The sequence below is a fragment of the Actibacterium sp. genome (assembly GCF_041584535.1).
Lineage (GTDB): Bacteria > Pseudomonadota > Alphaproteobacteria > Rhodobacterales > Rhodobacteraceae > Actibacterium_D.
Genome location: NZ_JBFHDW010000077.1, coordinates 1 through 9920, shown reverse-complemented (window position 1 = coordinate 9920; position 9920 = coordinate 1). Strand labels below are relative to the sequence as shown.

Annotated in this window: 12 protein-coding genes and 1 pseudogene; 5 read left to right on the top strand and 8 right to left on the bottom strand. The window is 63.3% G+C overall.

Annotated features, from left to right (window positions below):
- Together ABYW26_RS05700 and ABYW26_RS05695 are read left to right on the top strand one after the other, a co-directional pair.
- Positions 1 to 969: FAD-dependent oxidoreductase (locus tag ABYW26_RS05700; protein ID WP_372603821.1), on the top strand; the 969-nt coding region annotated here is incomplete at its 5' end.
- Between the two features lie 154 nt (positions 970 to 1123).
- Positions 1124 to 2029 (top strand): LysR family transcriptional regulator, encoded by a 906-nt coding sequence (locus ABYW26_RS05695; RefSeq protein WP_372603820.1) that lies wholly within the window; start codon positions 1124 to 1126, stop codon positions 2027 to 2029.
- A 22-nt stretch (positions 2030 to 2051) separates the two neighbouring features.
- On the opposite strand, the gene ABYW26_RS05690 is transcribed toward ABYW26_RS05695, so the two are convergent.
- The 4 genes from ABYW26_RS05690 to ABYW26_RS05675 are packed head-to-tail and all read right to left on the bottom strand — an operon-like array spanning position 2052 to position 4990.
- Positions 2052 to 3002 (bottom strand): OmpA family protein, encoded by a 951-nt coding sequence (locus ABYW26_RS05690; RefSeq protein ID WP_372603819.1) that lies wholly within the window; start codon positions 3000 to 3002, stop codon positions 2052 to 2054.
- Complete coding sequence (locus ABYW26_RS05685) at positions 2999 to 3550, bottom strand: peroxidase-related enzyme (RefSeq protein WP_372603822.1); 552 nt, start codon at positions 3548 to 3550, stop codon at positions 2999 to 3001. The genes ABYW26_RS05690 and ABYW26_RS05685 overlap by 4 nt, the downstream gene beginning before the upstream one ends.
- A 16-nt stretch (positions 3551 to 3566) precedes the next feature.
- On the bottom strand, positions 3567 to 4262 hold the full coding sequence (locus ABYW26_RS05680) for a GNAT family N-acetyltransferase (protein ID WP_372603818.1): 696 nt from the start codon (positions 4260 to 4262) through the stop codon (positions 3567 to 3569).
- A complete protein-coding gene (locus tag ABYW26_RS05675) occupies positions 4259 to 4990 on the bottom strand; it encodes a competence/damage-inducible protein A (protein ID WP_372603817.1) in 732 nt (243 codons plus the stop codon). Before ABYW26_RS05675 ends, ABYW26_RS05680 begins: the two co-directional genes overlap by 4 nt.
- Before the next feature lie 45 nt (positions 4991 to 5035).
- Between ABYW26_RS05675 and sfsA the strand changes: the two genes are divergently transcribed.
- Entirely contained in the window at positions 5036 to 5758 is a 723-nt protein-coding gene (gene sfsA / locus ABYW26_RS05670) for a DNA/RNA nuclease SfsA (RefSeq protein ID WP_372603816.1), read from the top strand.
- A gap of 57 nt (positions 5759 to 5815) precedes the next feature.
- Positions 5816 to 6631, top strand: coding sequence for a type I methionyl aminopeptidase (gene map, locus ABYW26_RS05665; RefSeq protein ID WP_372603815.1), 816 nt, complete (start codon positions 5816 to 5818; stop codon positions 6629 to 6631).
- Here the strand turns inward: map and ABYW26_RS05660 are convergent.
- The 3 genes from ABYW26_RS05660 to ABYW26_RS05650 are packed head-to-tail and all read right to left on the bottom strand — an operon-like array spanning position 6628 to position 9043.
- Positions 6628 to 7272, bottom strand: coding sequence for an HAD family hydrolase (locus ABYW26_RS05660; protein WP_372603814.1), 645 nt, complete (start codon positions 7270 to 7272; stop codon positions 6628 to 6630). The two genes, map and ABYW26_RS05660, sit on opposite strands and share 4 nt — an antisense overlap.
- A complete protein-coding gene (gene rsmD, locus ABYW26_RS05655) occupies positions 7269 to 7835 on the bottom strand; it encodes a 16S rRNA (guanine(966)-N(2))-methyltransferase RsmD (protein ID WP_372603813.1) in 567 nt (188 codons plus the stop codon). The genes ABYW26_RS05660 and rsmD overlap by 4 nt, the downstream gene beginning before the upstream one ends.
- Entirely contained in the window at positions 7832 to 9043 is a 1212-nt protein-coding gene (locus ABYW26_RS05650; RefSeq protein WP_372603812.1) for an NAD(P)/FAD-dependent oxidoreductase, read from the bottom strand. The genes rsmD and ABYW26_RS05650 overlap by 4 nt, the downstream gene beginning before the upstream one ends.
- 87 nt (positions 9044 to 9130) lie before the next feature.
- Between ABYW26_RS05650 and ABYW26_RS05645 the strand changes: the two genes are divergently transcribed.
- A complete protein-coding gene (locus tag ABYW26_RS05645; RefSeq protein ID WP_372603811.1) occupies positions 9131 to 9616 on the top strand; it encodes a peroxiredoxin in 486 nt (161 codons plus the stop codon).
- A 37-nt stretch (positions 9617 to 9653) separates the two neighbouring features.
- On the opposite strand, the pseudogene ABYW26_RS05640 reads toward ABYW26_RS05645, so the two are convergent.
- Positions 9654 to 9920 (bottom strand): annotated as a pseudogene (locus ABYW26_RS05640) (mechanosensitive ion channel family protein); the annotation flags it as partial.

The following is a 9920-nucleotide window of genomic DNA, read 5'->3' as shown; positions in this document are numbered from 1 at the left end:
TGTCTGGTCAACCCGCGCGCCTGTTATGAAACCGAATTGCAGATCACCCCGGCCGCGCAGGTCAAAACCATCGCCGTTGTCGGCGCAGGCCCGGCGGGCCTGTCGACGGCGATCACCGCCGCGCAGCGCGGGCATAAGGTAACGCTGTTCGACCGCGACACCCGGATCGGTGGCCAGTTGAACATGGCGCGGGTGATCCCCGGCAAAGAGGAATTCAATGGGCTGGTGGCGTGGTTCGCCACCATGCTTGAGATCAGCGGTGTCACCCTTGCCCTTGGCCGCGCGGTCGGGGCCGACGACCTGGCCGGGTTTGACGAGGTGATTATCGCCACCGGCGTCAGCCCGCGCGATCCGGGCATTCCGGGTCAGGATGGGCCGAATGTTTTGTCCTATATCGACGTGCTGCGCGGCAAGGCGCAGGTCGGCGCGCGGGTGGTGATCATCGGCGCGGGTGGCATCGGCTTTGACGTGGCTGAATACCTGTCCGAGGCCGGGGAAAGCCCGACGCTGAACCTGCCCGAGTGGCTGCGCGAATGGGGCGTCAGCGACCCCGAGACCGATCGCGGCGGCCTTGCGCCCGAAGGGCCGCAACCCGAAGCCCCGGCGCGGCAGATCACCCTGCTGCAACGCAAGAACGAACGCCCGGGCAAGCGGCTGGGTAAGACCACCGGCTGGATTCACCGCGCGACCCTGCAGATGAAGGGCGTCACCATGAAAGGCGGCGTCAATTACGAGCGGATCACCCCCGAAGGCATCGAGGTCAGCACCGGCGAGGCGCGCGAAAATCCGACGCTGATCGCCGCTGACACCATCGTGCTGTGCGCCGGTCAACTGCCCGAACGCAGCCTTGCCGACGCCCTGATCGCCCTTGGGAAAACCCCGCATGTCATCGGCGGCGCCGATGTCGCGGCGGAATTGGACGCCAAACGCGCCATTAACCAAGGCACTCGTCTGGCAGCCGGTATTTGACCTGAAAAACAAGGCCAAACCGGCCAAATCCGCGTTTCCGGAATCTCAACGATCCGATGCAATACCCCAGTATTGTCGGCCCGATACCTAAATCTTGCCCGAATTGCCCCTGATAACAGGGTGGAATGCAAGACGACTGTGCAAAGGGTTGGAAATGGATCGACTGACCGAGATGGAAGCGTTTGCCACTGTTGTGGATCAAGGGGGGTTTACGGATGCCGCGAAAAAGATGGGCATCTCGAAATCCGCCGTGTCCAAACATGTCTCATCGCTTGAGGCCCGGCTTGGCGCACGCCTGCTGAACCGGACGACGCGCCGGGTCAGCCCTACGGAAATCGGTCTTGCCTATTACGACCGTGCCCGGCGGGTGCTGAATGACGCGGGCGAGGCGGATGCGCTGGTGACTTCGATGCAATCTGCGCCCTCGGGATTGCTGCGGATTTCCGTGGCGACCGATTTCGGGGTGAATCATCTGTCCCCGGTTTTGGGCGCGTTCTTGCAGGAATATCCCGACATCACCGTGAACATGGTTCTGAACAACCGCTATGTCGAGCTGATCTCGGAAGGGTTCGACATGGCGATCCGCGTGGGTGAGTTGGAGGACAGTACCCTGCGCGCCCGCAAACTGACCGACACCACCAAGCGCATGATCGGGTCGCCGTCCTATTTCCAGAAATACGGCCGCCCGCAAAAGATCGACGATCTGAACGATCATAAGCTTTTGCATTATTCCAACCAAGCCAGCGGCAACGTCTGGAAAATCACCGCGCCTTCGGGCGAAAAACGGCAGGTGCGCACGGCGGGCTGGCTAACGGTGAATGACGGTCAGTCGCTGTTGAACGCGGCGATTTCCGGGCTGGGGATCGCCTATCTGCCCTCGTATCTGTTCCGCGATGCGTTGCAGCAGGGGCTGGTCGAAGATGCCATTCCCGATCTGCCGGTCGAGACACTGGGCATCTACGCGGTCTATCCGCCGGGGCGGTTCACGCAACCCAAGGTCCGGGCATTTATCGATTTCCTTGTGGCCAGTTTCGCCAACAAAGAGGCCGAAATGTTTTAACGATTGTATATGTTTATCAGAATTACTGGGTCGAGGTGAGAATCACTTCGACCCTTCTGTTTTTGGTGCGGCCGTCATCGGTCAGATTGCTGGCCATCGGCGCCAGATAGCCAACGCCCTGGGCCTGAACCTGTTCGGCGGGCACCTGAAAGGCCTCGATCAACTGGGCGCGCACGGCCTCGGCGCGTTTTTGCGACAGGGCGATATTGGCCTCAAGCGTGCCTTCGGCATCGGTGTGGCCCACCAGCGTCACGCCCCGGTCGGGATGTTGCAGCAGGTAATCGGCCAAGGCCTGAAGCGAGGCGAATTCCTGATCGCGCAACTGTGCCGAGCCGATTTCAAAGCTCAGATCGGTCAGAACCGCGCGGCCGCGATCCTCAAGCAACCCACCGATTGACGCCACCGCCGGGGGTTCCTTGGCCGGGTCCGGGTTTTTGGTCGAAGCGGTAAACTGTGCTGCGTCCACCGCCAGCGCCGGGCCGACGCGGGTCAGTTGCACAAAGCCCCGGATCGACGAGCGGCTGACCATCAGGCTGACATACTCAGGGGCGTCGGCGCCCATGCGTTGGGCCGAGACAAAGCGATAGTCGCCAAGATCGACATGCATTTCTGGTTCGGGCAGGATTTCGGTCGCATAGCGGAAATCAAAGCCGCCACAGGTTGCGGCCTCGCATTCGAACAGGATGTCAAAGCCTTGCGCGGCCAGCTGATCGCGCAGCGGTGCCAGCAATTGCAGCGTGGTCAGGCCTTCGGCCTGAAAATTCCACGCCTCGCGCAGAATCTCGCCTTCGGCCCATATCGTCTGAATCTGGCTGCCGTCCCACGGCCCGATCGGCAGGCGATAGCTGGACAGGGGCTCGGACACTTCGGCGGTGCGGGTGGCGTGCGGCGGCAGGTCCAGCAGATCGGCCCGAACCGCCCCGCCGGCAAACGCCAGCGACCCGACCAGAGCTATCAGCCCCAGCGGTTTCATCGAAAGGCGCTGTGATACTCGTCGTTCGGCTGCATGTTGACGGCCGAAGCAACGCGGTTGGACATGTTGAAAAAGCCGGTGACGTTGGCGATGTCCCAGATGTCGCGGTCGGTAAAACCGACATCGCGCAGGGTCTGGCGGTCGGATTCTTCGACTTCGGCGCTGGCTTTGGTCAGCTTGGCGGCAAAGTCCAGCATCGCGCGCTGGCGCGGGTCCAGATCGGCCACACGGTAATTCATCACCATCGCTTCGCCCAGCTTGGGATCGCCCGACAATTGCCGAACTGCGGCGCCATGGGCGACCTGACAATACCAGCAGCGGTTGATCGACGACACGACAACGGCGATCATCTCGCGCTCAAGCTTGCTGAGGTTGCTGTTGCCCAGCATCAGATCGTTATAGAGCGCGGTAAAGGCGTTCAGCTTGTCGATGTCGAACGCGTGCGCCGCCAGAACATTCGGCACCATGCCAAGTTTGTCGTTGCACACGTCAAAATATTTTTGCGTCGCTTCAGGAAGCGGCTGAACCATCGGCAGGTCCAGCGCCATGATCGGGGTGTTTTTATCAGTCAACTGCTTGGGCCTCGTTCGGCATACATATTCTATAATGATAGTGTCCCACATCCCGCATTCCAAGGGAAGCACAGAGCGATTGCGCCTCGGGGGTGTGGGCCGGAACCAGCGCAGCAACGGTATCGGCGCCATGATCTAGGGCCCAAAAGGCCGCGTGCCGCATCATGTTGATGGCCGTGCGCTGCCGACGCTGCGACGGAACGACGCCAAAGGCCTGAATGATGGCGGTGTTGCCGTGGATGATGGCAAAGGCGGCCCCGGCGACGCGGTCGTTGACGCGGCCCAGAACGGCGGTCTTCGGGGCGGGCAGGTGGTCCATCCCGGCGCGCTGGCGCGGGTCAAGACCTTCGTCGGCCCACAATTCGTCAATGATGCGCAGCGGTGCCCAGACGTCAAAGGCAGAGATGGCCGGAGGACGCTCGGTCGCGATGGCGTTGGCCGGGGCGGCGAACAGGGTCGCGGGATCGGCGCTGAGATACCCCGCCGCGGCAAGGCGTTGGTCAAGCTGGGCATCCTCGGGGCCGATCAGGAACCGCGGCGCCTGACCGTGATCGCGCATTTGCTGTTCAAGCACCGCCAGCGTGGCGTCATCCTTGGGCGCGAAGGTGGCCAGTTCGGTCCCGGCACAGATCAGCCCGGTTTCAGGGTCGCGCGGCCATGTGGCGATCAGGGCATCGGTCAGGGTCATGCGGTATCTCCGGGGAAATGCGCCGCCAGCCGGGTGATCGCCGCGTCGATCTGACCGGCATCGACGCCACGGATGACGATATTCGAGCCATAGGCCCCATCGCGGATAAACGGGTATGAGCCAATCGACAGATCAGGGTAATCCTCGGCCAGCGCGGTCAGGGGGCCGGCGATCTCGCCCTCGCCGCGATTGATCCGCAGGGTTTGGCTGAGCAACGGTTGACCGCCGGTCAGGGTCGGTATCACCGACGCGACCATGGCCTGAAAGATATTCGGCACCCCGGCCATCACATGCACGTTTTCCAGCGTAAACCCCGGCGCGACCGAGATCGGGTTGTCGATCAGGGTTGCGCCGTCGGGAATGCGGGCCATGCGCTGGCGGGCGTCGTTGAATTCGGTGCCGGTGCGGGCGTAATGCGCCGCCAGCAGGGCGCGGGCATCGTCGCGGATGCCGATCGGCACGCCAAAGGCGGCGGCGATGGCCTCGGCGGTGATGTCATCATGGGTGGGACCGATCCCGCCCGAGGTAATGACGGTGTCATAGGTGGCGCGCAGGGCGTTCACCGCCTCGATGATCGCGGTGCGGTCGTCGGATACGACCCGCACTTCTTTCAGGGTGATGCCGCGTTTGCCCAGCTCTCCGGCCAGATAATACATATTGGCGTCGCGGGTGCGGCCCGACAGGATCTCGTCCCCGATCACAAGCATGGCGGCAGTAGGGTTGGGCATGGTGCGCTCCTTGTGGTGGCTTATGTCACGGTATAGGTGGCGCTTATGCGCTTTCAAACCCCTCTTGTGCCGGGTCGGTTGATCCGCCGCTATAAACGCTTTCTGGCCGATGCGGTTCTGGACGACGGTCGTCAGGTGACCGCCCATTGCGCCAATCCCGGCTCGATGCTGGGGCTGGCCGAGCCGGGAATGCGGATCTGGCTGGAACCCAATGACGACCCGAAGAAAAAGCTGAAATTCGGCTGGCGGCTGGTCGATCACGAGAACGGCCATTTCACCGGCGTCGATACCTCGGTGCCGAACCGGGCGCTGCGGGCGGCGTTGCAGGCGGGCGAGGTGGATGAGCTGGCCGCCTATGGCACCGTGCGCCCCGAGGTCAAATACGGCACCAACAGCCGGGTCGATTTCCTGCTGACTCAGCCCAGCCTAGCCGACGCTTATGTCGAGGTCAAAAGCGTGACCCTGAACCGTGGCGGCGACTGGGCCGAATTCCCCGATAGCGTCACCGCGCGCGGGACCAGGCATCTGGCTGAACTGACCGCGATGGCGGCGCAGGGCCACCGCGCGGTGCTGTTGTTTCTGGTGCAGCGCACCGATTGCGCCCGGGTTCGGGTGGCGGGCGACATCGACCCGGCCTATGCCCGCGCCTTTGATGCGGCGCGCGCTGGCGGGGTTCAGGTGCTGGCCTATGGCACCCGGATTTCGCCCGAAGGCGTTGCGCTGGGCCGGGCCTTGCCGGTAGATCCTTCGCCACAGATGGGCCGCTAACTCTGGTCAAGCCCGGCAAAGCGCATTATCTAACCCTCAAACCAGATGGAGAGCGCATTGGAAGATGGCACGCGCGGCCGCCTGACCAAGGACGGCATCAGAATTTATCAAGACGCGGATTTCGCGGGCATGCAGGCCGCCGGACAGGTTGCGGCCCGGATCCTTGACGAAATGGCCGAGCATGTGTTCCCCGGCCAAACCACGGCCGAGCTGGACCGGATCATCACCGAAAAGGTCAATGCTTCTGGGTCGAAATCGGCGACGATCGGCTATAAGGGCTATCAGCACGCCAGCTGCATCAGCGTGAACCATGTGGTGTGCCACGGCATTCCCGGCGACAAAAAGCTGAAAGACGGCGACATCCTGAATATCGACGTGACGGTCATTCTGGACGGTTGGTTCGGCGATACCAGCCGCATGTATGTGGCCGGCGCCCTCAGCCGCAAGGCCGAGCGTTTGATTCAAGTCACCCATGACGCGCTGTTCAAAGGGATCGAGGCGGTCAAGCCCGGAAATACCTTTGGCGATATCGGCAACGCGATCCAAACCTATGTCGAAGCCCACCGCATGAGCGTGGTGCGCGATTTCTGCGGCCACGGTCTGGGCCGGGTGTTCCACGCGCCGCCGAATGTGCTGCATTACGGTCGCGCCGGCAGTGGCCCGGTTCTGGAAGAAGGCATGTTCTTCACCATCGAACCGATGGTCAATCTGGGCCGCCCGGAAACCAAGGTTCTGGCCGATGACTGGACCGCCGTGACCCGCGACAAATCGCTGAGCGCGCAGTTCGAACATTCGGTCGGCGTGACCGCCAACGGGGTCGAGATTTTCACCCTGTCCCCGGCGGACCGCTTTCACCCGACCTGGATCGACTAAAGCCCCAGCTGTTCCATCAGCTCGACCATCGAGGCCACCGGAATAGCGCCTTCCGCCGACAGGCGGGCGGGTGCGGTGCGTTCGGCAAAGCCGTAACATCGCATCCCGGCGCGGCGTGCGGCGATACAGCCTGACGGGCTGTCCTCTACCACGACGCAATCGGATGGCGCGACCCCGATTTGTGCGGCGGCATGCAGGAACAGGTCCGGCGCGGGTTTGGCCACGCCCAGCACCTTGGCCGAGAAAATCCGCCCTTCGAACCGCTGCCACAGCCCGGTCTGCCCCAAAGTGATCTGCATCTTCCGGATCGCGCCGTTCGACCCCACCGCCATCGGGATATTCCGGGCCTCAAGCGCATCAAGCAGAGGGTCGATCCCGGCCACTTTCTCGACCCCCAGTTCAAGCCGGGCATAGACCTTTTCATAGGTGCGCTCGGCCCAGTCGTCGGGGATCGGCGCACCCATCGCACGCAGGGCTTCGCCAGCGCTGGGCATCGTGCCGCCATGGAACAGCGCGCCGAATTCGTCATAACTCAGCGCCAGCCCATGCGCGGCAAGGTCGTCGCGCACCACCTCAAAAGAGATCGCTTCGCTATCGACCAGAACGCCATCGCAATCAAAGATTACCGCTTGCGGGGTCATGCGGCGGCGGCTTCCAGAATGGTGATATGGGTGTCGCCATATTTGCGCTGGTCCAGCATCTGAAACCCGTCAGGCGCGGTTTGCGGGCAGTTTTCCTCCCACACGATCAAGGCGCCGGGGGCGATCCAGCCGCCCTCGACCGCCGAGGCAAGCGCCTGTGCGCCCAAACCCATGCCATAGGGCGGGTCCAGAAAGATCAGGTCGAACCCGGCACCCCGGTTCGGGCCCAGCCGGGTTGCGTCGCGGCGATACAGTTTGGTGACGCCCATGGCGCGGCATTTCTCGACATTCTCGCGGATCAGGGCGCGCGATTTAGCGCCGTCATCGACAAAGGTCACATGCGCCGCGCCGCGCGACAATGCCTCCAGCCCCAGCGCCCCGGTGCCCGCGAACAGATCCAGCACCCGCGCCCCGCTGACCGGATCGCCATAGCCGCCATTCAGCAGCAGGTTAAACAGGCTTTCGCGCACCCGGTCGGTGGTCGGGCGCAGATGCGCGCCCGGATCGCCCTTGCCGACCGAGGCCAGCGCCATGCCTTTGAACTGTCCCGCGATAATTCTCATTGCTTCATCAACGCCATCAGGTTGGTCGCCGGATCGGCGATCTGGTCGGGGGTGGCGTTCACGCCGTTTTCCAGCATCCGCTTGCCGACCATATAGGCGCGCGGATCGTTCATGGCATCGACGGCCAACAGGGTCTGACCGGCGAAATACCAATGGCTGATCGCGCCCTCTTTGTCGCCGGGCCGGATGACCACGCGGTCATAGCCGGTGTTCAGCCCGGCGATCTGAAGTTTGACGTCATATTGATCGGACCAGAACCACGGATGCGGGTCATAGTCGCGCGCAGGCCCCAGCATGTTCTCGGCCACGCATTCGGCCTGATCGATGGCGTTCTGCACGCTTTCCAGACGAATGCGCGCGCCGCTATACGGGAACGAGGCGCAATCGCCCGCCGCCCAGATTGCGGGGTCCGATGTCTGTCCGCGCGCATCGACCGCGATGCCATTGTCGATCAAAAGACCGGCCTGTTCGGCCAATGCGCTGGCCGGGGCGATGCCGACGCCGACGATGACGAAATCCAGTTCCAGCGTGCTGCCATCCGACAGAACCGCGCCGGTGACGCGGTCGGTGCCGTCCAGCCGGTCAAGCCCGACACCTTCACGCAGATCGACACCGTGCGACCGGTGCAGGTCGCGGAAATAGGCGCTGGTTTCGGGGGCGGCGACGCGTTGCAGGATACGGTCGGCCATCTCGACCAGCGTGACCTGAAGGCCCAGCTTGGCGGCGACGGCGGCGGCCTCAAGCCCGATATAGCCGCCCCCGACGATCAACACCCGCGCCCCGGTGCGGAATTCAGGCGCCATGGCATCGACATCGGCCAGCGTGCGCACCACATAAACCCCGCCCAGATCGCCGCCGATGCGGCTGGGCAGGCGGCGGGCGACCGATCCGGTGGTCAGAGCCAATTGGTCATAGGGCAGAACCTGATCGCCGACAGTGATGGTGCGGGCGGCGCGGTCGATGGCGGTGACGGCCTGATCGGTGATCAGGCGAATATCGGCCTCGGGGTAATAGCTTTCGGCCCGCAGATACAGGCGCTCGACCGCCATTTCGCCCAGCAGGTATTTCTTGGACAGCGGTGGCCGCTGATAGGGGGGAACCGGCTCGGCGCCGATCAGAGTGATCCCGCCGTCATGTCCCAGCGCCCTCAGCCGCGCCACCAACGAGCACCCGGCCTGTCCGGCCCCGATAACCACGATATTGCTCATGCCAATGCCTTATTCCGTCTGGTCGGTGTTGCTGCGCACCCTATATGCTGCATCTGGGATAACGCAATCAGCGCGAAAGGAATCATGATGACACTAGCCGTCGGAGAACGCTTGCCCGAGGCAAGCATGGTGACGATGGGGGCAGACGGGCCGGAAACGGTTTCGCTGTCCGACAAGCTGGCGGGGCGCAAGGTTGTGCTGTTCGCCCTGCCGGGGGCGTATACCGGCCCGTGCTCGACCATCCACGTGCCCAGCTTTATGCGGGTGATGGATCAGCTAAAGGCCAAGGGCGTGGACGAGGTGATCTGCGTTTCGGTCAACGACCCGTTTGCGCTGGCCGCTTGGGGTAAATCCACTGGCGCGTCCGAGGCAGGGATCACCTTCCTTGGCGATGCCGATGGCAGCTTTACCAAGACGCTGGGCGTGGATTTCACCGCGCCGCATCTGGGGCTGATCGGACGCTCGAACCGCTATGCGCTGGTGCTGGAGGACGGGGTGATTACCGTCGCTCAGGTCGATCAGCCGGGGGTGTGCGACATCTCGACCGGCGAGAACCTTCTGGCCGCGATGTAAGACAAGGGCCGGGCCGCCTGTGTGGCCCGGCACCCGCTTAGCCGTTGGTGTGAACCACGGTTTGCGTCGGAAAGGGAATGTCGACCCCGGCGGCGTCAAAGCCCTCTTTCACGGCGCGGGTCAGGTCGAATTTCAGGTTCCAGTAATCCGATGACGCGCACCAGATGCGCACGGTGAAATCCACCGAGCTGTCGCCAAGGTTCGACACTTTCACAAACGGTTCAGGGTCGGATTTCGCGCGGGCATCGGCGGCGATGCAATCGCGGATCACCTGTTCGGCGGTTTTCAGGTTCGACCCGTAAGA

What these genes read in the sequence shown, in the direction of transcription:
- ABYW26_RS05695 (WP_372603820.1), top strand. Translation starts at nt 1,124, where the DNA reads ATGGATCGACTGACCGAGATGGAAGCGTTTGCCACTGTTGTGGATCAA.
- ABYW26_RS05690 (WP_372603819.1), bottom strand. Translation starts at nt 3,002, where the DNA reads ATGAAACCGCTGGGGCTGATAGCTCTGGTCGGGTCGCTGGCGTTTGCC.
- ABYW26_RS05685 (WP_372603822.1), bottom strand. Translation starts at nt 3,550, where the DNA reads ATGGCGCTGGACCTGCCGATGGTTCAGCCGCTTCCTGAAGCGACGCAA.
- ABYW26_RS05680 (WP_372603818.1), bottom strand. Translation starts at nt 4,262, where the DNA reads ATGACCCTGACCGATGCCCTGATCGCCACATGGCCGCGCGACCCTGAA.
- ABYW26_RS05675 (WP_372603817.1), bottom strand. Translation starts at nt 4,990, where the DNA reads ATGCCCAACCCTACTGCCGCCATGCTTGTGATCGGGGACGAGATCCTG.
- sfsA (WP_372603816.1), top strand. Translation starts at nt 5,036, where the DNA reads ATGCGCTTTCAAACCCCTCTTGTGCCGGGTCGGTTGATCCGCCGCTAT.
- ABYW26_RS05660 (WP_372603814.1), bottom strand. Translation starts at nt 7,272, where the DNA reads ATGACCCCGCAAGCGGTAATCTTTGATTGCGATGGCGTTCTGGTCGAT.
- rsmD (WP_372603813.1), bottom strand. Translation starts at nt 7,835, where the DNA reads ATGAGAATTATCGCGGGACAGTTCAAAGGCATGGCGCTGGCCTCGGTC.
- ABYW26_RS05650 (WP_372603812.1), bottom strand. Translation starts at nt 9,043, where the DNA reads ATGAGCAATATCGTGGTTATCGGGGCCGGACAGGCCGGGTGCTCGTTG.
- ABYW26_RS05645 (WP_372603811.1), top strand. Translation starts at nt 9,131, where the DNA reads ATGACACTAGCCGTCGGAGAACGCTTGCCCGAGGCAAGCATGGTGACG.